The sequence below is a fragment of the Streptomyces sp. NPDC033270 genome, assembly GCF_055576575.1.
Genome location: NZ_JBVIRA010000004.1, coordinates 155181 through 177038 on the forward strand (window position 1 = coordinate 155181; position 21858 = coordinate 177038).

Genomic DNA, 21858 nt, shown 5'->3' on the forward strand with positions numbered 1-21858 from the left:
CCTAGTGGGGGTCTGCCGGGAGTTCCGGGTCAGCGGTGTCCCGGGGCTCCCGGCCCCGCGCCGGCCGTGAGCGGAGGCTTCCAGCCCCAGGCGGTGATCATCCCGGGGGCGAGACCGGCGGACTCCGGGGACGACAGATCGCGCAGGGCCTGGTCGATCTGCGCGTCGTCCACCCGCCCCGTCGCCAGCATGGCCGCCCGCGACCGCTCCCAGGTGTCGGCCCAGAAGCGGCTGACCGGGCTGCCGGGGACCAGCGGGGGGACGTGGATCTCGGCGGCCACGGAGCGCAGGCCTTCCTGCAACAGGAGCCGGGGGTAGTCCGGCACCCAGGAGACGTCCGTACCGATGGTCTCCCGCAACCCCTGCCACATCGCCCGCATCACGGCGGTGTACGGGGAGGCGGGCGCGTCGGCGGTGGTCAGGTCGACGGCGTCGCTGAGCACCAGCACACCGCCGGGGGCGAGCAGTGAACCGAGCACGGAGATCAGGCGGCGCCAGGACCGCAGATGCATCAGCACGAAGCGCGCGTGCACGAGGTGGAACCGGCCCGGGTCGAAGTCCGGCGCCGTGATGTCGGCGGTCTGCGCCACCAGTCCCGGGGTGTGGTCGCCGGCGAGGAACCGGGTGTCACGGTCCACGGCGAGGACGGACGTGACACCCGCCGACTCCAGCAGCCACCGCGCGAGGGTGCCGGTCCCCGCGCCCACGTCCAGGCAGTGCCAGCCGGGGCCGACGCCCAGCGCCGTCAGCCGCGCGGCGCTCACCTCGTCATAGGCGAGCGCTCCCAGATCGATGCGCTCGGCCTCGCCGCTCTCTCCCGGACGGAACACCTCTTCGCCGTAGCGGCCGGGATCCGTACGCCGCATATTTCCCAGTATGCGCGGCGTCGGGGCAGTCCTCAGGAAACGTACCGGCGGCCGTTGGAAGATGTCGCTGCCTTCGTCGTGGGGCGGGCCCGCCGACCTCCGCGTGGGTAGGTTTGCGCGGTCACCGCAGGACGGTGACCAGACCAAACAGGGGGAACCGCACATGGCATTCGGCATGTCATCGTTGATCCAGAGCCGCACGGCCCGACTGTGCATAACCGGGGGCGTGAGCGCCGCCGTGTGGGCCGGTTGTCTCGGCGGTACGGGGACCGCCGCCCAGACCTCGCCCACGGCTGCCGCGCACACGACGCAGCAGACCGCGCAGCCCGCGCAGTACATCGATCCGCACCTTCCCGACGCCAACGGGAACATCCCCGCCAACCAGGACGAGGCGCCGCAGCTCCTCAACCCGGCGGCCCACTACGGGCCGGAGCTCCCCGCGCCGTCGCCGTCGCCCTCCGCCAAGGCCGCTGCCGCGGGGACGGTCAGCGGCAGCGGAACCGCGAGCTGGGCGTTCAACAACCTCGACACGAAGTGGGAGTACGAGCAGGACTGCGCCAACTTCGTGTCCAAGGCCCTCTACAAGGGCGGCGGCATGCAGATGCGTCCCGGGGGCCGGAAGGCCGACAACGCCTGGTGGCAGGGCAAGTACGGGTTCGGCAAGAGCTGGGCGTGGACCAGCGCCGACTATCTGCGCCGCCATGTCACCAAGTGGCGCCACGCCAGGACCATCTCCGAGGAGTACTACGCCAAGCCCGGAGACCTCGTCTTCTTCAAGTGGAAGAAGGAGAAGATCTACAACCACGTGGCGATCGTGTTCTCGGTCAACCACGGCTACGCCGGCCTGGTCCAGCACGGGTTGAAGAACCAGACCAGGCTCCGCGAAGTGATCGAACGCTACAAGCACACCAAGAACCCGATCGAGAAGGTCACGATCGTCAGGGTCAGGGACAGGAAGTGAAATGACGAGGACAAAGCGGGCCCACGGAGCAGCCGCCACGCTGGCACTGGCCATGCTGGCCCTGTCCGGGTGCGGTGACTCCGCCGACGCCAGGGGATCGGGTGCGGCCTATGAGCAGGCCTACGCCAACCATGAACCGCTGCACGTGGTCGGCTACCCCTCCACGGGCTCTCTCGGCGTCACCCAGGAACTCGTGTGGCGCATCGCCGACGGCAAGACGGACGACCTTCGCTCCCTCGCCACCAGCGACAGCGACGACACCCAGAGCAGGAAGACGGCCGAGAACTGGGTCAAGGGCTTCGAGGACGGCGCCCAGGGCAAGGTGACGGCCGACTTCTACGACGGGGGCTCCGAGCGCCAGGTCGTCGTGCTGTACTTCCACGACACCAAGCAGGTCAAGGAGTTCAGCATGCGCCTCGACGGTGACGCGGGCGAGGACGGGTGGCGGGTCCTGATGAAGGAGACCGGCTTCAAGGAGGCCACCCGCAAGCCCGCCTGGGCCCCCAAGGAGCCCGGGCAGACCGGCTCCAAGAGCTCGCGGCACTGACCGCGGGGCCGTCGCACGGCGGCACCGAGGTCACCTGGCCGGCCCCCGTGTGTCCCGTCGCCGTCAGGCGGTGGGACACACGGGGGCCGAAGCGGGAGATGCGGGTTCCGGCGCGGGGTGGGCCGGAGATCCGGACTTCGAGCCGGTGGAACGTCCGCTCGTTACGACAGCGCCAGCCAGGCCGCGCCCGCGACGACCAGAACGGCGACGATCACGCCGAGGATGACGCCCACTCGGGGGCCTGCCGACTGCTGGGGGGCCGGGGCGCGGCGGCCGCCGGCCTGGGGGGTGCCGCCCTCGTCCACGAAGGCCCGGAACATCTGCGTGCTGCCCGCCGGGTCGTAGTTGCCCTCGGCGTGGTTCTGCGGGTTGGTCGCCATGGGGAAGGACCCTAGCGAACCGGTGCTGCGGGGGCACCCCTGGGGCGCGTACGAAGCGGCCGCCGGATGCCGTCTCACCGCGCGGCGAAGGTGAGCAGGTCCCCGGGCTGGCAGTTCAGTTCGCGGCAGATGGCACTGAGTGTGCTGAAGCGGATCGCTTTGGCCCGGTCGTTCTTCAGGATGGAGAGGTTGGCGACGGTCACACCGACCCGCGCGGCCAGTTCGGCCAGGGTCATGCCGCGTTCGTCCAGCAGGCGGGCAAGGTGGCACTCGATCTGGTGCGCCTCCTCCGGTGGCATCAGACCAGCCCTTCGGTGTCGGCGCGCAGGCGGGTGCCGCCGCGGAACGCTCCGGCCGCGGCGCCGACGAGGACCGCCAGGAACACGGGCCCGACCGCATAGTCCGTGGCGGGTGAGACCGCCTCCGCCATCGCCTCTCCGCGGACCAGGAGGTTCGTGGTCATCATGTCCAGCAACGGTACGACAGTGCCCATCAGGACGAGGGCGACGGCGACGACGGTCAGGCGCCGGGTGTTCTCGGGCACGAAGAAGTCGCCGGCCCGGAACGTGCGGGCCATCTGCAGCAGCACCATCAGGATCACGACGACCAGCAGGCCGCCCGCGATGTCCGGGAGGGCCAGGAGCACGCGCTGCCCGAAGCCGGGGTCGTGGAAGGCCAGCTCGGCGCGGTCGGTGCCGTGCAGCGTCACGGGTCCGGACGCGGTGGCGCCGGACAGCCGCGCGGCGGCGTCGACCCGCACCTCGCGGGAGGCCACGGGCGGCAGCGGGCCGGTCACCCCCAGGATCGGGAAGAGGACCTGGAAGAGCCCCACCAGCAGCAGTGCCAGTCCCAGGACCAGCTCCAGCACGTGATCCACTGCCCGCGTCCACCAGGACGACGTGTCGTTCATGTTCCTGCTCACCCCTCCGAGGCCATATCGTTTATCGATGTTATCGATAAACGATATGGCCGCGTCAAGCGGGCGGCGGGCGGGATCGACGGAGCAGCCCCCGGGCACCCGCCCCTCGTGAGGCGCGCCACAAGTTGACCGAAAAGCGCACACCGCAAGCCCCCCACTCGACCTGCGGCTTTGCGTACGCCATGGGCAGCCGTTGACCAATGCCCGGTCCAGACTTTTCGCCCCTTTTAAGCGCGGGACTCTCGAATCGTTTGCCTTCAGCAACCAACATTGCGTACAGTCGCATGGTTGCCTCAAGCAACAAAGATGCGAGATGTCCGACGGACGCGTGGAGGAGCCGATGGCCGCTCAGAGTCAGTACGAGGAGCTGGCCAGGCAACTCAGCGCCATCGGCGCCGTCAAGCGCGAGATGGGGCGGATGCTGCCCCAGGACTGCCCGCCCGCCTCGGCCGGCGTGCTGACCCTGCTCGACCGGCACGGCGAGATGCGGATGAGCCAGCTCGCCGAGCTGCTCGCGATCGACATGTCGGTGACCAGCCGACACGTCGCGCACGTCTGCGAGCGCGGCTGGGTCGAGCGCAAGCCCGACCCGGCGGACAAACGCTCGCGGCTACTGCGCCTGACCCCGAGCGGGCGGGCGCTCCTGGAGGAGCTCGCCGAGCGCTACACGGCAGCACTCGCCCGGTACTTGGGTGACTGGACCGACACCGACGTCGGGCACCTCATCGAACTGCTCGGCAGGCTCCGTACGAGCTTCGGCGACTGCCGCACCCGGGCCCCTCACGACTTCACCACCCGTACACCCGCAGGATGAAAAGGAACCACATGGCTACGACCACACCGGCAGGTGTGCGGGGCGGCCACGCCAAGCACGGAGGGGGCGGACACAGCACCTCCAGCGGGGCGCCCATGACGCACCGTCAGATAATGGAGGCGCTGTCCGGGCTGCTGCTCGGCATGTTCGTCGCCATTCTTTCGTCGACGATCGTCTCGAACGCACTGCCCGAGATCATTCATGATCTGGACGGCGGACAGAGCGCCTACACCTGGGTGGTCACCGCCGCGCTGCTGGCGATGACGGCGAGCACACCCCTGTGGGGCAAGCTCTCCGACCTGTTCAGCAAGAAGCTGCTGGTGCAGTTCGCGCTGGTGATCTATGTCGCGGGCTCGGTCGTCGCCGGCCTGTCGCAGAACACGGGCATGCTGATCGCCTGCCGTGTGGTGCAGGGCATCGGCGTGGGCGGCCTGTCGGCACTGGCCCAGATCGTGATGGCCGCGATGATCTCGCCGCGTGAGCGCGGTCGTTACAGCGGCTACCTCGGCGCGGTCTTCGCCGTCGCCACCGTCGGCGGTCCGCTGCTCGGCGGCGTCATCACCGACACCAGCTGGCTCGGCTGGCGCTGGTGCTTCTACGTCGGCGTGCCGTTCGCGGTCATCGCGCTGATCGTGCTGCAGAAGACCCTGAAGCTGCCCGTCGTCCGGCGCGAGGGCGTCAAGGTCGACTGGGCGGGCGCCTTCTTCATCAGCGCGGCGGTCTCGCTGCTGCTGGTGTGGGTGACGCTGGCCGGCGACAAGTACGACTGGATGTCGTGGCAGACCGCCGCGATGGTCGGCGGCGCGATCGTGCTCGGCGCGATCTTCGTCTTCGTCGAGTCCAAGGCCAAGGAGCCGATCATCCCGTTGCGGCTGTTCCGCAACAAGACGATCACCCTGGCGTCGCTGGCCTCGCTGTTCGTCGGTATCGCGATGTTCGCCGGCACCGTGTTCTTCAGCCAGTACTTCCAGCTGGCGCGCGGCAAGTCGCCGACGATGTCCGGCGTCATGACCATCCCGATGATCGGCGGGCTGTTCATCTCCTCGACCGTGTCGGGCCAGGTCATCACCAAGACCGGCAAGTGGAAGGCCTGGCTGGTCAGCGGCGGTGTGCTGGTGACCGCGGGCCTGGGCCTGCTGGGCACCATCCGCTACGACACCGAGTACTGGCACATCGCGATCTTCATGGCCCTGATGGGCCTGGGCATCGGCATGATGATGCAGAACCTGGTGCTGGCCACGCAGAACCAGGTCGCTCCCGAGGACCTCGGCTCCGCCTCGTCCGTCGTGACCTTCTTCCGTTCCCTCGGTGGTGCGGTGGGTGTCTCGGCCCTCGGTGCGGTGCTCGCCAACCGCGTCACCCACTACGTCAAGGACGGCCTGGCCGAACTCGGGCCCAAGGCCGCCAAGGCCGCCGCGCACGGCGCCGGCAACAGCGGCGGCGGCATCCCGGACCTGGACGCCCTCCCGGCGCCGCTGCGCACCGTCATGGAGAGCGCCTACGGCCACGGCGTCGCCGATGTCTTCCTGTACGCGGCGCCCTGCGCGCTGCTCGCCTTCCTCTTCACCCTGTTCATCAAGGAGGTCGCGTTGAAGACCCGGGGCGGACTGTCCCAGAGCTCCGAGAGCGAGGCCGCCGCGGCCACCGCGTCGGACGCCGGCGTCCCGGCCGCGGCCGCCGCCCCGGCACCGGCCGCCGACCGCGAGCCCGCGCTGGTGGGCGCCTCGCTCACCTCGGACGACGACGCCCACACGCCGTCCTGGGCGCAGCCCGCCGCCGCGCCGGCCGCCCAGCCGCTCCAGGCCTACGCCTCCGCCGGCGGCTCCGACGCCGCCCCGGCCGGCCCGTCCGTGCACGGCTTCGTCCGCAACGCGGAGGGCAGCCCCGTGCCGCGCTCCGCGGTGACGCTGATCTCGCTCAGCGGGCGTCAGCTGGCCCGCGCGGTCGCCCAGGCCAACGGCTCCTACGCGCTCAACGCCCCCGGCGCCGGCTCGTATGTGCTGATCGCCGCGGCCGACGGGCACCAGCCGCAGGCGTCCACGGTCGTCGTCGGCGACCAGCCCTACGGCTACGACATCCTGCTCAGCGGCACCAGCGGCCTCGCCGGCCAGGTCCGCGCCGCGGTGACCGGCGAGCCGGTCGACGGTGCGATGGTCGTCGTCACCGACGTCCGCGGCGAGGTGCTGGCCACCGGAAAGACCGGCGCCGAGGGCTACTTCGCCTTCGACGAGCTGGCACCGGGGACCTTCACCGTCGCCGTGAACGCCGCCGGCCACCGCCCGTCCGCGCTGCCGGTCGAGGTCGGCGGGCAGGGCACGACCCGCATCGAGGTGGAGCTGCTGTCCGGGGCTCGGGTGCAGGGCGTCGTGCGCGCCGGTGCCGACCGCCGGCCGCTGCCCGACGCGCGGGTCACGCTGGTGGACGCGGCGGGCAACGTCGTGGCCACCTCGACGACCGGGGAGGACGGCGCGTACGCCTTCACCGACCTGGACGCCGGCGACTACACGGTCATCGCGAGCGGCTACCCGCCGGTCGCCAACGGCCTCTCGGTCGACGCACGCGGGGTCGACGGCTACGACGTCGAGCTCGCACACCCCGGGGACTGACCCCGAAGGAGCGCCCGGAGGACCACCTCCGGGGCGGCAAGACCCCGGTCCGGGGCGCGCGTTGAGCGGAGACGCGCCCCGGACCGGCCACCAGGGCTCCGGCGGCGGCGCTGCGCACAGGCAGGGGACGGCCTGCACGCCGCCGTCCGGAGCCCGACACTCGCCCCTAGGGCTTGTCCGACCTGACCCATCGGACAGCCCCCAGCGCAGGGGAGACCCACACCAGGCAACAAACGGGAGAGGCAATGCATTCGACGGGCGCGGGAGCTGCGGGCGTAAGGGCGCAGGTCCGCACACGGGACGGCTGGGCGGTCCAGCACGCCGTACTGACCGTCACCGACATGACGGGCGCGCAGGTGCTGCGCGCGGCGGCGGACGAGGAAGGCGCCGTCCGCAGCGGGCAGCCGCTGCCCGCCGGCCCCTACACGGTCATCGTGACGGCCGTCGGCTACGCGCCGGTCGCCTCCAGCGCGATCGTGACGGCGAGCGGCCGGATGGACGTGGGCAGCGTCGTACTGGCCCGGCAGGGCGGGGCCGAGCTGCCGCCGCCCGGACCGTGGACCATCGACCCGATGCACTCGACGGTGGCCGCGGTCGCCCAGCACCTGGGCATCTCCAGCGTGCACGGCCGGTTCACCGAGTTCAGCGGCCGGATCGAGATCGCCGAGGACCTGGCGGAGTCGCGGGTCGAGGCCGCCATCAAGGCCTCCTCGATCGACACCGGCAACGGTATGCGCGACGGGCATCTGCGCTCCGAGGACTTCCTCAACGTCGAGGAGTACCCGGAGATCACCTACCGCAGTTCGGGCCTGCGCCCGGCCGGCCCGGACCGTTGGACGGTCCACGGCGAGCTGGCGCTGCACGGCGTCGTACGGCCGGTGGACCTCGAACTGAGCTACCTCGGCACCGGCCCCGACCCGTGGGGCGGGGTGCGCGCCGCCTTCCGCGCCACCGCCGAGCTGCGCCGCGAGGACTTCAAGATGAACTACAACCAGGTCGTGGCGGCGGGCATCGCGGCGATCGGGACGACGCTGAAGGTGGAGCTGGACATTCAGGCGGTGCAGGGCGAGACGCTGCCGATGGGGTGAGGGCGCGGCGGGCGGGCCGGCGCGCCGGTGGTCGCTGTCCGCGCGCGACCCGTCAGCGGCGCCGGCGGGCGTTGAGCCGGGCGGCCTGGCGCGTCAGGTAGTCGCGCTCGGCGAGGTTGGGCGCCTTCTGGGCCGCCTCGGCGTACAGCCGTGCCGCCGTCGCCGGGTCGCCGTCGCGCTCGTGGAGGTACGCCGCCACCGCGGCGTGGCGGGGCAGTGCGGCGTCCAGCGCCGCGAGTGCCGCCAGCCCGGCGCGCGGTCCGTCGGCCTCGCCGACGGCCACCGCGCGGTTGAGCCGGACGACCGGGCTGTCGGTCAGGCGCGTGAGCTCGTCGTACCACTCGACGATCTGCACCCAGTCGGTCTCCTCGGCGGTGGGCGCGTCGGCGTGCAGCGCCGCGATGGCGGCCTGGGCCTGGAACTCGCCCAGCCGGTCGCGGGCCAGGGCCGCCTGCAGGATCGCGACGCCCTCGGCGATCGCGGCGGTGTCCCACCGGCCGCGGTCCTGCTCGGCGAGCGGCACCAGGCTGCCGTCGGGTGCCGTCCGGCTGGCGCGCCGGGCGTGGTGCAGCAGCATCAGGGCGAGCAGCCCCGCCACCTCCGGCTGGTCGGTCGCGGCCGCCAGCTGCCGGGTGAGCCGGATGGCCTCGGCGGCGAGGTCGACGTCGCCGGAGTAGCCCTCGTTGAAGACCAGGTAGAGGACGCGCAGCACGGTGGCGACGTCGCCGGGCTGGTCCAGGCGCACGCCGGAGACGGTGCGTTTGGCCCGGCTGATGCGCTGCGCCATGGTCGTCTCGGGCACCAGGTAGGCCTGGGCGATCTGGCGGGTGGTCAGTCCGCCGACGGCGCGCAGCGTCAGCGCGACGGCGGACGACGGCGTCAGCGACGGGTGGGCGCACAGGAAGTAGAGCTGGAGCGTGTCGTCCGCCGAGGAGGGCGCGGGCCCGGGGGCCGGCTCCTGGTAGACGTGGTCCTCGCGCCGGCGGCGGGCGGTGTCGGCGCGGGTGGCGTCGAGGAACCTGCGCCAGGCCACGGTGACCAGCCAGCCCTTCGCATCCCGCGGAGGGTCGGCCGGCCAGACGCGGACCGCCTCGACCAGCGCGTCCTGCACGGCGTCCTCGGCCGTCGCGAAGTCGGCTCCGCGGCGGACGAGGACGGCGAGCACGCTCGGCGTGAGGCCCCGAAGCAGGGCCTCATCCATGGAAGGAGCACTCCGGGACGGTGGGCGGCGCGGCCAGGAACGGGCGCACCTCCAGCCACTCGTGGATCGGCTTCCCGCCCGCCCCGGGGGCGGCCGACAGCTCCCCGGCCAGCTCGACGGCGCGCTCGTGGCTGTCGACGTCGATCACCATCCAGCCGGCGATGAGGTCCTTGGTCTCGGCGAACGGGCCGTCGGTGACCGGCGGGCGCCCCTCGCCGTCGTAGCGGACCCACGTCCCCTCGGGGGCGAGCGCCTGACCGTCGACGAACTCGCCGGTCTTCTCCAGCCTGGCCGCGAAGTCCTGCATGTACTGCACATGCGCCGAGATCTCCTCGGGCGTCCACTGGTCCATGGGCACGTCGTTCACCGGAGCCGGGGCGCCGCGGTAGTGCTTGAGCAGCAAGTACTTGGCCATGATGGTTCTCCTCGGTGCTGGTGCGACCCATTGTGGTCGCGTTCACCTCGGGGACGGAGCCGGCCACGGGTTCTCGACATCGCCGCCGGAATTTTTTTCGGGCTCGCGTGTGGGCGGTCGTGTGGGCTGCCCCGTGGGCCGGTCGTGTGGGCTCTCGTGGATGCGCGCCGATCCACGAAGCGCCCTTTCCGACCCCCATCGCACGCGCTCCGGTTTCGCGGTTTCGCGGTTTCCGCCGGGCCGGGCCTCCTACCGGGGGCCCGGCCCGGGGTCGTCGCCCCGGTCCCGCAGCGCCTCGATCCCCGCGATCTGCAGATCCAGCGCGAAGGCGAAGTCCCGGTCGCGCATCTCCCGCACGGTGGACCCGCCGCGGGCCTCCATGACCTTGGTGGAGTTCTCCATCGTCTCCGCGAACTCCGGACGGCCCTGGACCGCGGACATCACCTGGTGGAAGTACTCGTCGACGGGCACCCCCGCCTCCGCGCAGCGGGCGTCGAACAGGCCCTCGATGGTGGCGAAGCCGTAGACGAACTGGAAGACGGCGGACAGCCCGCCGGTGATCTGCTCCAGGGACAGCCCGCTCTCCTTCATCACCCGCATGGAGGCATTGGAGAAGGCGATGGAGTGCGGGCCGATGTTGATGTACGTGCCCAGCAGCCGGACCACCCAGGGGTGGCCGGTCAGCAGGGCGCGGTATTCGCCGGCCAGTGAGCGCAGGTGGTCGCGCCAGTCCCGGTCCGCGGCGTCCTCGTCCGGCATCCGCATCTCGCCCATGACGCTGTCCAGGGCGAGTTCCAGCAGGTCGTCCTTGGTGTCGACGTACCAGTAGACGGACATCGCGGTGACGCCCAGCTCGGCGGCGAGCCGGCGCATCGAGAACTTCGCCAGGCCTTCGGTGTCCAGCAGCCGGACCGTGGTCGCGACGATCTTGTCGAGGTCGAGTCCGGCCGGCTGGTCCGCCTTCCGTTTGAGCGGGGGCCGTTCGGTCAGCCAGACGCTGCTCGGCCGCTTTCTGGCGCGGCCGTCCGTCGCTGCCATGGCGCCCCTCCTTGTTCCTGAGCGTCGTTGGTGCCGGTGCCGGTCCCGGCGGGAGTCCTTGCCGACGGGGGTGGCTGGGTTGCTGGGTTGCTGGGTCGGTGTCGTGGCCGGTGAACGGTGCGTACGGGTGCCGTCCGGGCGTCGTCCGGGTCTTCCGGGTCTCGTCCCGGTTTCTCCGGCCGTCTCCGACTGCCTCCGACTGCCTCCGGGTGCCTCCGGGTGCTGCGGACCGCCCGTACGCGCCGTTCACGATCACGTACACCGTCGATGCTATTCGGCCGTGGCGGCGGCCGGCTCCGGGCCGGTGGCCGTCCCCGGTGCCGTCGGCTGCTGGGCGGTGCGCTCCGCCCGGCGCAGCAGTACGGCCGCGAGCAGTCCGCCGAGGAACACCGCGGTCGCGCCGACCAGCTGGCTGGTGCCGATGCCGGAGGCGAACGCGTCCTGGACGGCGGAGCGTTCGGCGTCGGTACGGGTCCGGTCGAGGGCGGCGGGCAGCGAGCCGGCACCCGCGGCGACCAGTGGGAGCAGCGCCACGAAGCGGGAGTTGAGGACCGCGCCGAGGACGGCGACGCCCAGGCCCTGGCCGAACTCCATCAGCGTGCCGTTGACGCCGGCGCCCACTCCGGCCTTCGCCGGCGGGATGGCGGACATGATGGCGTTGGCCATCGTCGGCATGGCGAACGCGACGCCGACACCCATCACGATCAGGCCGGTCAGCATGCCGCCGTAGCTGTGGCCGCCGAGCAGGGAGATGGCGGCGAGGCCGGCCGCGAGCAGGGACATGCCGGAGACGATCATTCCGGGGGTGCCGAACTTGGGCAGCAGGCGGGCGCTCAGGCCGGTGAAGTTGATCAGGATGACGGTGACGGCGAGCGGCGCCATCCGCAGTCCCGCGTCCAGCGGTCCGTAGCCGAGCACCAGTTGGAGGTGCTGGGTGAGCAGGAACATCGAACCGCCCATGCCGAAGGCGACGAGGATGCCGCCGGAGACCGCACCGATGAAGCGGCGGTTCTGGAAGAAGTGCATGTCCAGCATGGGGTGCGGGACATGCAGCTCCCACCCCACGAAGAGGGCGAGCGCGGCGATGCCGATGGCCGCGGAGATCACCACCTGTCCGGACAGCCACCCCTCGACCGGCCCGGAGATGATCGCGAAGACCACTCCGACCATGCCGATCGTGGACAGCAGGGCGCCCAGCAGATCCATGGGGGTCCCCCCTGCTCGAACGCTGTGGAGAGCTTGGGGGAGTTCACCGGTCCGGCTCTTGGACTCGGGGACGAGGGTGACGACGGCCACGAGCGCGATGACCGCGACGGGGAGGTTGACCAGGAACAGCGAGCCCCACCAGAAGCGGTCGAGGAGTGCGCCGCCGATCAGCGGCCCGGCGGCGAAGCCCAGGGAGTTGACCGAGCTCCAGATCCCGATGGCCCGGGGGCGCTCCGCGTCGTCGAAGATCTGCATGACGACGGCGAGGGTGGTGGTCACCAGCAGTGCGCCGCCGACGCCCATGCCGGCGCGGGCGGCTACCAGCTGGCCGGGGGACTGGGCGAGTGCGGCACCGAGCGAGGCGACGCCGAAGAGCACCAGGCCGACGGCGAGCATCTTCTTGCGGCCGTAGCGGTCGGCGGAGTTGCCCGCGGTGAGCAGCAGGCCGGACTGGACCAGTGAATAGGCGTTGATCATCCACTGGACGTCGGCGGTGGTCGCGCCCAGGTCCTCGGTCAGGGAGGGGATGGCGACGTTGAGGACGGTGTTGTCGAGGATGACCGTGAGCTGGGCGATACAGATGACGGCCAGGATCAGCCAGCGGGCGGAGTGCCGGCCCGTCGGCTGCAGGGTGGTGGCTTCGGAGGCCACGGAGGTCATACGGGCTCCCTGTACGGTGCGAGCGGATGCTTTACACCGTACAGGGAGAGTTATACGCCGTACAATTGAATTACTGCCCTGCCGTCTGGGGAGGGCTTTGCCGGGGGAGCCATCGGCCCCCTAGGGGAAGACCCCGAGCGAGGGCTCGCTAGGCCTTCTGGGTCAGGTCGTAGAAAGTGGCGCTGCCGACGGTGACCTTCTGGAAGGTCTTCTCCACCCAGGAGGTGATCTTCGACGAGCCGCCCTGGCCGCCTCCGGGGCCGCCGAAGCCGCCCCGTCCGCCACCGATGAAGTAGTGGATCTTCCCGTCCTCGACATACTTCTTGAACTGGGCGAGGGTCGGTGACGGGTCGCTCCCGTTGAACCCGCCGATCGCCATCACCGGCTTCTCGGTGGCGAGTTGGTGGCTCGCGGCATTCTGGGAGCCGACGGCCGCGGCGGCCCAGGTGTAGTTGTCCGCGTCCTTCTCCAGCAGGGCCTTGGCCTTGGCGCTGACCTTGCTGCCGTTGAGCAGACCGCCCATACCGCCCATCCGGCCGACGCCGCGCTCACCCATTCCGCCGATACGGCCGGGGGTTCCGCCGATACGGCCGGGGAAGGCCGGCCCGCCCTGGCTCCGGCCCGGGGGCGCCTGGCCTGCCGGGTTGCCGTTGTTGCTTCCGTTGTTGCTTCCGTTGTTGCTTCCGTTGCCGTTGGCGTTGGGGTTGCCGTTGGCTCCGGCGTTGATACCCGGCCCCATGCCGCGGCCGCGGCCACCGGGGAAGCCCCCGCCTCCAGGTCCGCCCATACCGCCCCGCACCGAAGGCCCGGCCGTGATGATCGAACCGCCCTTGGGCGTCATGACCGTATCGAGCGTGTACGCCACCGGCCCGGCCAGCGCCGCCACCAGCCCGGCCCCGGCCGCGAACACGGCGACCCCGCGGCCCGCCCGCACCGGCGCCTCACTCCGTACCGCCGCTCCCGCCCGCCGCAGGGGCACCAGCAGGCCCAGCGCCGCCAGCGTCCCGAGCACCGGCACCGTCCAGCGCAGCCACGGCAGCCAGTCCGGTGAACGGTCCAGCAGCACGTACGACCAGGCGGCGGTCACCGCGACCGTCGCGGCCAGCACGATCGACGCGAGCCGCCCGCCGCGCCGCCACAGCAGCGCCACGCCCATTCCGACCAGCGCCGCGATGTACGGGGCCAGTGCGATGTTGTAGTACTGGTGGAAGATCCCGGACATGAAGCTGAAGGTCGTGAACGTCATCAGCAGCGCGCCGCCCCAGACCAGGAACTCCGCCCGCTGAGCGGCCTGTTCGGCTTGTCCCGCCCGTTCGGCGTCTTCGGCCTGTACTGCCTGTCCAACCTGTCCGGCCTGTTCGGCGGCGCTCGCCCGGCGGGCCCGCCACAGCACGCACACCGCCACGACCAGCAGGATCAGCGCGGCGGGCAGCAGCCACGCGATCTGTCCGCCCATGTCGGCCGAGAAGAGCCGGGTGAGGCCGGTCTCCCCCCATCCGCCTCCGCCGCCTCCGCCGGGACGGGCGCCGCCCCCGCCGACGCTGCCGGTCTCCTCGCCGGTGATCCGTCCGAAGCCGTTGTAGCCGAAGGTCAGCTCCAGGAAGCTGTTGTGCTGCGAGCCGCCGATGTACGGGCGCGAGGCCGCCGGCCACAGCTCGACGATCGCCACCCACCAGCCGCCGGACACCACGATCGCCAGCCCGGCGAGCAGCAGCTGTCCGAGCCGCCGGCGCAGCGCTACCGGCGCACAGCAGGCATGGATCACGGCGAGCGGCGGCAGGATCAGCCACGCCTGGAGCGTCTTGGTGAGGAACCCCAGCCCGAAGCAGACCCCGGCCAGCACCAGCCACTTCGTACGGCCGTCCTCAAGGGCGCGCAGCACGGCGGCGATCGCGCAGACCATCAGGAGGCACAGCAGCGCATCGGGGTTGTTGAAGCGGAACATCAGCGCCGCTACCGGCGTCACCGCCAGCACCCCGCCCGCGAGCAGGCCGGCGCCCGCGCCGAACCGCCGCCGTACGGCCGCGTACAGCACGCCGACCGTCGCCACGCCCATCAGCGCCTCGGGTACCAGGATCGCCCAGGAACTGAGCCCGAAGAGCCGTACGGACAGCGCCATCGGCCACAGCGCGGCCGGCGGCTTGTCGACGGTGATGGAGTTCGCCGCGTCGGAGGAGCCGAAGAAGAACGCCTTCCAGCTCTCGCTGCCGGCCTGTACGGCGGCCGAGTAGAACTGGTTGGCGTACTCGGACGCGGACAGGCTCCACAGGTAGAGCACCGCCGTGACCAGCAACAACGCCAGCAGCGCGGGTCGCGCCCAGCGCGGATCCGTGGGGTGGCCGCGCAGGATCCGCGCGGGCGCGGACGGCGTGGGGGACGGGTGCGGGGTCATCGGGTGCTCCTGGGGGTGTCGTTCAGGTCGTGCCGGTCGCGCAGCGCGCCCTGGGTCCGCGGCTCGCCGCCCGCGGGGGTGCCGTAGTCGTCCCCGCGCTCACGCTCCGGAAAGACCCAGGCGCGGAAGAGCAGAAACCGCAGCACCGTCGCCGCGAGGTTGGCCGCGACCAGCACCGCGATTTCGGTACCGTGCGAGGCGTTGCCGCGGGCGGCGTCGAGGGCGGCGAGAGAGCCGCTGGTCAGCGCCAGCCCGATGGCGAGGACCACCAGCCCCTGGGCCTGATGGCGCAGTGCCCGGTCCCGCCCCCGTACGCCGAAGGTCAGCCGCCGGTTGGCGGCGGTGTTGCCGACGGCCGACACCAACAGTGCTGCCGCGTTCGCCGGTTGGGGCCCCAGACCGAGCCGGAAGAGGGAGTACAGGGCGAGATAGCACAGCGTGCTGAGCCCGCCGACGACACAGAAGCCGACCAGCTGACGCGCCAGACCGCCGGGCACCCCGGACAGCTCGCGGTCCCGCGGGTCGTCCCCGAACGGCCGGGCCAGCCGGTCCAGCGGCAGCGCCCCGGTCGCCAGGGCCCGCCCCACCCGCCATACGCCCTTGAGGTCGTCCATGGCCGTCCGCACGATGTGCACGGTGCTGTCGGGGTCGTCGACCCAGTCCACCGGCACTTCGTGGATCCGTAGCCCGGCCCGCTCCGCGAGCACCAGCATCTCGGTGTCGAAGAACCACCCGGTGTCCTCGACCATCGGCAGCAGCCGTTCCGCCACGTCTCCCCGTATGGCCTTGAACCCGCACTGCGCATCAGTGAAGCGCGCGGCGAGCGAGCCCCGCAGGATGAGGTTGTACGTACGGGAGATGAACTCCCGCTTCGTCCCGCGAACGACGCGCGAGCTGCGGCTGAGCCGGGAGCCGATCGCCAGGTCCGAATGCCCCGAGATCAGTGGCGCGACCAGCGGCAACAGGGCGTTGAGGTCGGTGGACAGATCGACGTCCATATAGGCCAGCACCGGCGCCTCGGAGAGCGACCACACGGTGTGCAGCGCCCTGCCGCGCCCCTTCTGCTCCAGCCGTACCGCCGTGACCTCGTCGATCGCGTCGTCGAGCCGGGCGGCGACGTCCGGCGTACGGTCGGTGCTCGCGTTGTCGGCGATGGTGATCCGGAACCCGTAGGGGAAGGTCCGGGCGAGGTGCTCGTGCAGGCGCCGGACGCACGGCTCAAGATCACTCTCCTCGTTGTGGACGGGGATGACCACATCGAGGACGGTCGCGATCCGCCCGAGAGGCAGATGCTCGCGTGGCGGCAGGGAGCCCAGTGGAGCACGGGGCGGCTGAGTCGTCGTCATGGCAACGACACTCGCCAACCCCGCTGTCACGGCCGTGTGCTGAGCCTGTGCCGGTCCTGTGAGTCGGCGGTGCCGCCGGGCCGATCACACCGCGGCGACGACCGGACGGCTGCCGGAGCCCGCCACCGGGAGCGTCACCGTGAACACCGTCCGGCCCGGCACGCTCTCGACCTCGACCGTGCCACCGTGCGCGGCCACCACCGCCTGCACGATCGCCAGCCCGAGGCCGGTACTTCCGGCGGCACGCGACCGCGAGGCGTCACCGCGCGCAAACCGCTCGAAGACATGCGGGAGGAGCTCGGCCGGAATACCGGGCCCGTCGTCCTGCACCTCCAACCGCACCGCGCCTCCACGAACGCCGCCATGGACGCCCCTGCCACCGCCTTTGGGGGCATCACGGTCAGCGCCTCCGTACGCATCCCCCTGCCCCGCGCCGCGCACCCGCGCCGTGACCGTCGTCCCCTCCGGGGTGTGCGTACGGGCATTGGCCAGCAGGTTCACCAATATCTGGTGCAGCCGGCCGCCGTCGCCGTACACCAACGCCGGCTCGTCGGGCAGCTCCAACCGCCACCGATGGCCGGGCCCGGCCACTCGTGCATCGCTGACCGCATCCACCACCAACGGTGAGAGATCAGTGCTCTCATACGAGAGCGGGCGCCCGGAATCGAGCCGGGCGAGCAGCAGCAGGTCCTCCACCAGCCCCGTCATCCGCTCCGCCTCCGACTCGATCCGCCCCAGGGCGTGCCGGGTCACCGGTCCCGGCCGCTCGTCCCCGCGCCGGGTCAGCTCGGCATAGCCCCGGATCGACGCCAGCGGCGTACGCAGCTCATGGCTGGCGTCGGCGACGAACCGCCGGACCCGCGTCTCGCTCTCCTGGCGGGCCGAGAGCGCCGAGCCGACATGCCCCAGCAGCCGGTTCAGCGCCGCACCGACCTGTCCCACCTCCGTACGCCCGTCCGCCTCGGAGTCCGGCACACGGACGTGCAGCACCACCTCGCCCTGGTGGAGGGGGAGTTCGGAGACGCGGGTGGCGGTGGCGGCGACCCGGCGCAGCGGCCGCAGCGCGAAGCCGACCATGGAGGAGCCGGCGATTCCGGCCGCGATCAGCCCGGCGACGGTCACACACTCCTCGATGACCACGAGCCGGCCGACCGTGCCCTGGACACGGGCGAGGGGCAGTCCGAGCAGCAGCGAGCCGTCCTTGGCGGACCGCACGCGGTAGTCACCGAGCCCGGGGATCTCGGCGGTGTGCGGCGCACCGTCCCGCGGCACCGCGCTCAGCGCCCTGACCTGGCCCCGGGTCAGCCCCGCCAATCGCTCGCCCGGCTCCCGGCTCGTCGAATCGCTCAGCTTCGCCGCGAGGTCGACCGTGCCGTCGGGTCCGACCAGCGCCCCCACCGTCCCCAGCGGCTGGCCCCCCATCGCCACGAAGTCCAGCGGCCCGCCGCGTGGCGGAGCATGCAGCCGAAACCCCTGCGCCCGCCCGACGGATTCGCCCAGCTGCTTGTCCAGCTCCCCCTGCAGATAGGAGTGCAGCGCAATCGTCGTCACCACCCCGATGACGGCCCCGACGACGGCGATCAGCGCCACGGCCGACACCACGAGCCGCGCCCGTAGCGACCAACGGCGCCGGGGACGGGACGTGCCGCTCACCACCCGCCTTACCCAGCCGGCTTGATCAGATAGCCCGCACCCCGCCGGGTGTGGATCATCGGCTCCCGCCCCGCGTCGATCTTCCGCCGCAGATACGAGATGTACAGCTCCACGACGTTCGCCTGGCCGCCGAAGTCATAGCTCCAGACCCGGTCGAGGATCTGCGTCTTGCTCAGCACCCGCCGCGGATTGCGCATCAGGTATCGCAGCAGCTCGAACTCGGTGGCCGTCAGGTGGATCTCCTGGCCGTCCCGCCACACCTCGTGGCTGTCCTCGTCGAGTACCAGATCGCCCACGGCCAGCCGCGAGTCGCTGCGTGCGGCGGCCGCCCCGGCCCGCCGCAGCAGCCCCCGCAGCCGGGCCACCACCTCTTCCAGGCTGAAGGGCTTGGTGACGTAGTCGTCGCCGCCCGCCGTGAGCCCGGCGATCCGGTCCTCGACCGCGTCCTTGGCGGTCAGGAACAACACCGGCACGTCCGGCAGCTCGCGTCGCAGTCGCCCCAGCACCGTCAGCCCGTCCATGTCGGGCAGCATCACGTCGAGCAGCACCGCGTCCGGCCGCCAGCTGCGCGCGCAGCGCAGCGCACCCGCGCCGTCCCCCTCCGAGCGGATGTCCCAGCCCTCGTAGCGCAGCGCGAGGGACAGCAGGTCGGCGAGCGATGACTCGTCGTCCACGACCAGCACCCGTACGGGGCTGCCGTCGGCCCGCAACAGCTCCCGCTGCTTGCCGGGCGCGCCCCTGGAAGACGAGGCCGCTGCCGGCGCACGAAGGGGAGCTGAGGACGACGAAGTCACGGTCATGTCCCCGAGCGTGACGCACCCTCGTGAGAGCTTCCTTTCCCCTTTCTGTGAATCTCCTGAGAAACCAACTCGCTCGTGTTCCTCCCCCTGTTCCTCCCCGCGTCCCTCTCCCCCGTCGGCCCCCCTCTCCCCTGTCAGTCCCCTGTCTCCCCGTCACCCTGTCCCCCGCCGCAACGGACCTGGGCCGCCCCCCGCGCGGTCCAGGTCGATCACCACTTCCCAAGCTTCGCACCCACCACTGACAATCCCCCTGACCTGCGCTTTCCCCTCATCCGAGGCCCCTCCCCGTCCGCGCTCCGCCGCGCCCCGTACCGTCACCCCATGAGACTCCTCGCCCTCTCCGGCAGCCTGCGAGCCCGCTCCTCCAACGGGGCGGTACTGCGTTCCGCCCTCGGCTTCTGGGACGGGCCGGCCACCACCGCGGACATCGGCGTGCTGCCGCACTTCAACCCCGACCTGGACGGCGAGGACGCCACTCCCCCCGCCCCCGTCGCCGCCCTGCGGGGGGCCGTTGCGGGTGCCGATGCGCTGCTCCTCGTCAGCCCCGAGTACGCACACGGGGTCCCCGGCGTCCTCAAGAACGCGCTCGACTGGCTGGTCAGCAGCGGCGAATGCGTCAACAAGCCGGTCGCGGTGCTCACCGCCTCCCCGTTTCCCACCGGCGGCGACCATGCCAACGCCCAACTCCGCGAGACCCTGCGCATGATGACCGGTGAGGTCGTCACAGCCGCCTGCCGCGAAATCCCCGCCATCGGCCCGAAGATCGACGCCGCCACCGAACGGGTCACCGACGAGCCCACCCTCGCCGACCTGGCGACAGCCATGGCTCAACTCGCCGCGGCCGTCACCGCCCCGTCCGCCTCTGCTCCAGCCTGACGCTTCGGGTGATCGGGCGCCGAAGCAGCGGACCCTGCCCGCCCGCCCCTCACACGCCGAACAGCCGCGCCGCGTTCCCGTAACAGACCCCTCGCAGCCACTCGTCCCCCATCTCCAGCCGGGTCAGCGCCTCCAGCGCATGGGCGTACCCGTAGGGGATATTGGGGAAGTCGCTGCCGAACAGCACCCGGTCGCCGAGGTCCGCGAGCCGGCCGCGCTCCGCCCGCGGAAAGGGCGCGTCCCGCTCGGAGAAATCCGTGAAGGCCATCGTCGTATCCAGGTGCACACCCGGATAGCGCTGCGCGAGGTCCAGGAAGTCGGCGTACTCCGGCATCCCCATGTGCGCGATGATCAACCGCAGCCGAGGGTGCCGGGCCAGCAGCCGCGCGATCGGCTCGGGCCCGGTGTGCTTCCCCGGCACGGGCCCCGACCCGCAGTGGACGACCACCGGCACACCCGACTCCGCCACGGCGCCCCACACCGGGTCGAGCAGCGCGTCGGCCGGGTCGTACGCCCCCACCTGCACATGCGCCTTGAAGACCCGCACGCCGTCGGCCAGTTCGTCGCGGACATAGGCCGCGGCAGCGTCCTCCGGGAAGAACGTCGCGGTCCGCAGGCAGTCGGGCGTACGGGCCGCGAAGTCGGCAGCCCATCCGTTGAGCCACCGCGCCATCCCCGGCTTGTGGGGGTAGACCATCGACGTGAACGCCCGTACGCCGAAGCCGCGCAGCACCTCCAGCCGCTCGTCCTCCTCGAAGCGGTACTCGATCGGCCATCGGCGGCCCACCAACGGCCCGGCGGCGTCGAAGTACGCCCAGACCTTCGCCATCACCCGCTCGGGCATGAAGTGGGTATGCACATCGATCAGCCCCGGCAGCCCCAACCCGCGCCAGAACGCACCGACCCGCTCATCGCCGTCCGCCACTGAGGACCCCTCCCCGACGCTCCCGACCCTCTCGCAGGCCGCCCACGCCCCAGACCTACCAGGCCCACCACCAGGCCCACCAGTCCCACTCGACGAAGCCAGTCCAGCTCGGCGTAGCCAGCCCCACTCGGTCTAGCCCATCCCACTCGGCCCATCAGGCCGACTGGGTCCACCAGACACCGGAAAGTCCCTGCACCCTGCCCGTCCCCTCCCGCGGATCAGAACAATCCCTCCTGCTCCCCCTCCCGCTCCCTCATCCGGGACGCCGCCGCCCGGACCGGAACGGTCGTCACCCGCCCCGAAGCCGCCCCCAGCACCCACCCCGACAACCCCCTGGCATCCAGCACCGCAACCACCCCACCGGCCGCTCCGCCGACAACCCCACCGGCTTCTCCCCCGACCACCCCGACCGCCCCGGCCGCCTCCCCCTCGACCTCCCCGGCCAGCCGCACATACACATCCGAGCCCACACCGGCCAGCACCTCCCCCACGATCTCCGCGCCCGCCGTCATCCCGCCCAGCTCCGCCACCTCGTGCGGAATACGGTCGAGCCCGAACAGCTCCGAATGGTCCGTACAGGCGAACGCCACCGGCTCCAGCGCTTCCGGCCAGCCCGCCAACCCCCTTGCCCTTCCATGCAGTTGGGCCAGTTCAGCGGCCCGCTCCGCCACCGGCGGCAGCGCCCCGCGCGCCGCCCGCTTCGCCGCCTTCGCGAACCGGTCGGGCACCGCCAGCGCGCTCCCCAGCAGCGCCTCCGCCCGCCGCGCCGCCATCAAGGGCCCACGCCCCAGCCAGGCATACGCCACCGCGCCCTGCTCCACCAGGCGCGCCGAGCCGCGCTCGGCGGCCGTGATCCCCACCTTGAGCAGCCCGGGACCGAAGTACGCGAGATAGACGCCGTACGGGCGCGGATCGTCGGCCATGGTGTCGGCGGCCACCGACCGCGAACGGTCCAGCTGGGCACAGCGCGCGCACTGGTCCTTGGCGCTCGCACCGTCGAGCACCGCCGCATACGGGCAGACGATCCAGCCCCCGGCCCGCCGCACCCCCAGGCAACGCCGCTCACCCTGCGCGGCGAACGCCAGCCGTTTGCCCGCGGGGAGCATGCTGACCCGCTCCTCGCCCCGCTCGGCGCAGTACCAGCCGAGCCGCTGCCCGAACGGCC

At 71.8% G+C, this 21858-nt stretch carries 20 protein-coding genes; 6 read left to right on the forward strand and 14 right to left on the reverse strand.

The window, feature by feature from the left end:
* Nucleotides 1–29: 29 nt before the first annotated feature.
* The gene (locus ACZ5XZ_RS08860; RefSeq protein ID WP_468975545.1) at nucleotides 30–866 is read right to left on the reverse strand and encodes a class I SAM-dependent methyltransferase; all 837 of its coding nucleotides are present in this window, start codon (nucleotides 864–866) and stop codon (nucleotides 30–32) included.
* Nucleotides 867–1092: 226 nt separating this feature from the next.
* Between ACZ5XZ_RS08860 and ACZ5XZ_RS08865 the strand changes: the two genes are divergently transcribed.
* Together ACZ5XZ_RS08865 and ACZ5XZ_RS08870 are read left to right on the forward strand one after the other, a co-directional pair.
* A complete protein-coding gene (locus ACZ5XZ_RS08865) occupies nucleotides 1093–1827 on the forward strand; it encodes an amidase domain-containing protein (protein WP_468975547.1) in 735 nt (244 codons plus the stop codon).
* Nucleotide 1828: 1 nt separating this feature from the next.
* Nucleotides 1829–2374 (forward strand): hypothetical protein, encoded by a 546-nt coding sequence (locus ACZ5XZ_RS08870; protein WP_468975549.1) that lies wholly within the window; start codon nucleotides 1829–1831, stop codon nucleotides 2372–2374.
* Nucleotides 2375–2535: 161 nt separating this feature from the next.
* On the opposite strand, the gene ACZ5XZ_RS08875 is transcribed toward ACZ5XZ_RS08870, so the two are convergent.
* The 3 genes from ACZ5XZ_RS08875 to ACZ5XZ_RS08885 form a co-directional block, all read right to left on the reverse strand.
* Nucleotides 2536–2754, reverse strand: coding sequence for a hypothetical protein (locus ACZ5XZ_RS08875; protein WP_468975551.1), 219 nt, complete (start codon nucleotides 2752–2754; stop codon nucleotides 2536–2538).
* Nucleotides 2755–2828: 74 nt separating this feature from the next.
* Nucleotides 2829–3053 (reverse strand): helix-turn-helix domain-containing protein, encoded by a 225-nt coding sequence (locus tag ACZ5XZ_RS08880; protein WP_468975553.1) that lies wholly within the window; start codon nucleotides 3051–3053, stop codon nucleotides 2829–2831.
* A complete protein-coding gene (locus ACZ5XZ_RS08885) occupies nucleotides 3053–3664 on the reverse strand; it encodes a DUF2975 domain-containing protein (RefSeq protein WP_468975555.1) in 612 nt (203 codons plus the stop codon). The genes ACZ5XZ_RS08880 and ACZ5XZ_RS08885 overlap by 1 nt, the downstream gene beginning before the upstream one ends.
* Nucleotides 3665–4013: 349 nt before the next feature.
* Between ACZ5XZ_RS08885 and ACZ5XZ_RS08890 the strand changes: the two genes are divergently transcribed.
* The 3 genes from ACZ5XZ_RS08890 to ACZ5XZ_RS08900 all read left to right on the forward strand — a co-directional run bounded on the left by ACZ5XZ_RS08890 (nucleotide 4014) and on the right by ACZ5XZ_RS08900 (nucleotide 8181).
* Complete coding sequence (locus tag ACZ5XZ_RS08890) at nucleotides 4014–4487, forward strand: MarR family winged helix-turn-helix transcriptional regulator (RefSeq protein ID WP_468975961.1); 474 nt, start codon at nucleotides 4014–4016, stop codon at nucleotides 4485–4487.
* A 95-nt stretch (nucleotides 4488–4582) separates the two neighbouring features.
* Nucleotides 4583–7093, forward strand: coding sequence for an MFS transporter (locus tag ACZ5XZ_RS08895; RefSeq protein WP_468975964.1), 2511 nt, complete (start codon nucleotides 4583–4585; stop codon nucleotides 7091–7093).
* A 245-nt stretch (nucleotides 7094–7338) separates the two neighbouring features.
* Nucleotides 7339–8181 carry a YceI family protein gene (locus ACZ5XZ_RS08900; protein WP_468975557.1) on the forward strand — a complete coding sequence of 281 codons (843 nt, stop codon included), beginning with the start codon at nucleotides 7339–7341 and terminating at the stop codon, nucleotides 8179–8181.
* 52 nt (nucleotides 8182–8233) lie between these two features.
* Here ACZ5XZ_RS08900 and ACZ5XZ_RS08905 read toward each other — a convergent pair whose 3' ends face one another.
* From ACZ5XZ_RS08905 to ACZ5XZ_RS08940, 8 genes are all read right to left on the reverse strand, one after another.
* Complete coding sequence (locus ACZ5XZ_RS08905; protein ID WP_468975559.1) at nucleotides 8234–9382, reverse strand: RNA polymerase sigma factor; 1149 nt, start codon at nucleotides 9380–9382, stop codon at nucleotides 8234–8236.
* On the reverse strand, nucleotides 9375–9797 hold the full coding sequence (locus ACZ5XZ_RS08910; protein ID WP_468975561.1) for a YciI family protein: 423 nt from the start codon (nucleotides 9795–9797) through the stop codon (nucleotides 9375–9377). Before ACZ5XZ_RS08910 ends, ACZ5XZ_RS08905 begins: the two co-directional genes overlap by 8 nt.
* 249 nt (nucleotides 9798–10046) lie before the next feature.
* Nucleotides 10047–10835, reverse strand: a complete 789-nt coding sequence (locus ACZ5XZ_RS08915) for a TetR/AcrR family transcriptional regulator (protein ID WP_468975563.1) — start codon at nucleotides 10833–10835, stop codon at nucleotides 10047–10049.
* A gap of 270 nt (nucleotides 10836–11105) precedes the next feature.
* Nucleotides 11106–12701 (reverse strand): MFS transporter, encoded by a 1596-nt coding sequence (locus tag ACZ5XZ_RS08920; RefSeq protein WP_468975564.1) that lies wholly within the window; start codon nucleotides 12699–12701, stop codon nucleotides 11106–11108.
* A gap of 148 nt (nucleotides 12702–12849) precedes the next feature.
* A complete protein-coding gene (locus tag ACZ5XZ_RS08925) occupies nucleotides 12850–15093 on the reverse strand; it encodes an ArnT family glycosyltransferase (RefSeq protein WP_468975566.1) in 2244 nt (747 codons plus the stop codon).
* Nucleotides 15090–16439 (reverse strand): bifunctional glycosyltransferase family 2/GtrA family protein, encoded by a 1350-nt coding sequence (locus ACZ5XZ_RS08930; RefSeq protein WP_468975568.1) that lies wholly within the window; start codon nucleotides 16437–16439, stop codon nucleotides 15090–15092. The genes ACZ5XZ_RS08925 and ACZ5XZ_RS08930 overlap by 4 nt, the downstream gene beginning before the upstream one ends.
* A gap of 84 nt (nucleotides 16440–16523) precedes the next feature.
* Nucleotides 16524–18092 carry a sensor histidine kinase gene (locus ACZ5XZ_RS08935; protein WP_468975570.1) on the reverse strand — a complete coding sequence of 523 codons (1569 nt, stop codon included), beginning with the start codon at nucleotides 18090–18092 and terminating at the stop codon, nucleotides 16524–16526.
* A gap of 8 nt (nucleotides 18093–18100) precedes the next feature.
* Entirely contained in the window at nucleotides 18101–18802 is a 702-nt protein-coding gene (locus tag ACZ5XZ_RS08940) for a response regulator transcription factor (RefSeq protein WP_468975967.1), read from the reverse strand.
* Between the two features lie 411 nt (nucleotides 18803–19213).
* Here ACZ5XZ_RS08940 and ACZ5XZ_RS08945 point away from each other — a divergent pair, with 411 nt between their 5' ends.
* Nucleotides 19214–19768, forward strand: a complete 555-nt coding sequence (locus ACZ5XZ_RS08945; protein WP_468975572.1) for an NADPH-dependent FMN reductase — start codon at nucleotides 19214–19216, stop codon at nucleotides 19766–19768.
* A 49-nt stretch (nucleotides 19769–19817) separates the two neighbouring features.
* Here the strand turns inward: ACZ5XZ_RS08945 and ACZ5XZ_RS08950 are convergent, their stop codons facing one another.
* Both ACZ5XZ_RS08950 and ACZ5XZ_RS08955 read right to left on the reverse strand, forming a co-directional pair.
* On the reverse strand, nucleotides 19818–20693 hold the full coding sequence (locus tag ACZ5XZ_RS08950) for an amidohydrolase family protein (RefSeq protein ID WP_468975574.1): 876 nt from the start codon (nucleotides 20691–20693) through the stop codon (nucleotides 19818–19820).
* Nucleotides 20694–20911: 218 nt separating this feature from the next.
* A complete protein-coding gene (locus ACZ5XZ_RS08955; protein WP_468975969.1) occupies nucleotides 20912–21799 on the reverse strand; it encodes a DUF2797 domain-containing protein in 888 nt (295 codons plus the stop codon).
* Between the last annotated feature and the right edge of the window lie 59 nt (nucleotides 21800–21858).

What these genes read in the sequence shown, in the direction of transcription:
- ACZ5XZ_RS08870 (WP_468975549.1), top strand. Translation starts at nt 1,829, where the DNA reads ATGACGAGGACAAAGCGGGCCCACGGAGCAGCCGCCACGCTGGCACTG.
- ACZ5XZ_RS08905 (WP_468975559.1), bottom strand. Translation starts at nt 9,382, where the DNA reads ATGGATGAGGCCCTGCTTCGGGGCCTCACGCCGAGCGTGCTCGCCGTC.
- ACZ5XZ_RS08915 (WP_468975563.1), bottom strand. Translation starts at nt 10,835, where the DNA reads ATGGCAGCGACGGACGGCCGCGCCAGAAAGCGGCCGAGCAGCGTCTGG.
- ACZ5XZ_RS08910 (WP_468975561.1), bottom strand. Translation starts at nt 9,797, where the DNA reads ATGGCCAAGTACTTGCTGCTCAAGCACTACCGCGGCGCCCCGGCTCCG.
- ACZ5XZ_RS08860 (WP_468975545.1), bottom strand. Translation starts at nt 866, where the DNA reads ATGCGGCGTACGGATCCCGGCCGCTACGGCGAAGAGGTGTTCCGTCCG.
- ACZ5XZ_RS08880 (WP_468975553.1), bottom strand. Translation starts at nt 3,053, where the DNA reads ATGCCACCGGAGGAGGCGCACCAGATCGAGTGCCACCTTGCCCGCCTG.
- ACZ5XZ_RS08890 (WP_468975961.1), top strand. Translation starts at nt 4,014, where the DNA reads ATGGCCGCTCAGAGTCAGTACGAGGAGCTGGCCAGGCAACTCAGCGCC.
- ACZ5XZ_RS08895 (WP_468975964.1), top strand. Translation starts at nt 4,583, where the DNA reads ATGACGCACCGTCAGATAATGGAGGCGCTGTCCGGGCTGCTGCTCGGC.
- ACZ5XZ_RS08945 (WP_468975572.1), top strand. Translation starts at nt 19,214, where the DNA reads ATGAGACTCCTCGCCCTCTCCGGCAGCCTGCGAGCCCGCTCCTCCAAC.
- ACZ5XZ_RS08900 (WP_468975557.1), top strand. Translation starts at nt 7,339, where the DNA reads ATGCATTCGACGGGCGCGGGAGCTGCGGGCGTAAGGGCGCAGGTCCGC.
- ACZ5XZ_RS08925 (WP_468975566.1), bottom strand. Translation starts at nt 15,093, where the DNA reads ATGACCCCGCACCCGTCCCCCACGCCGTCCGCGCCCGCGCGGATCCTG.
- ACZ5XZ_RS08875 (WP_468975551.1), bottom strand. Translation starts at nt 2,754, where the DNA reads ATGGCGACCAACCCGCAGAACCACGCCGAGGGCAACTACGACCCGGCG.
- ACZ5XZ_RS08955 (WP_468975969.1), bottom strand. Translation starts at nt 21,799, where the DNA reads ATGCTCCCCGCGGGCAAACGGCTGGCGTTCGCCGCGCAGGGTGAGCGG.
- ACZ5XZ_RS08930 (WP_468975568.1), bottom strand. Translation starts at nt 16,439, where the DNA reads ATGACGACGACTCAGCCGCCCCGTGCTCCACTGGGCTCCCTGCCGCCA.
- ACZ5XZ_RS08920 (WP_468975564.1), bottom strand. Translation starts at nt 12,701, where the DNA reads ATGACCTCCGTGGCCTCCGAAGCCACCACCCTGCAGCCGACGGGCCGG.
- ACZ5XZ_RS08885 (WP_468975555.1), bottom strand. Translation starts at nt 3,664, where the DNA reads ATGAACGACACGTCGTCCTGGTGGACGCGGGCAGTGGATCACGTGCTG.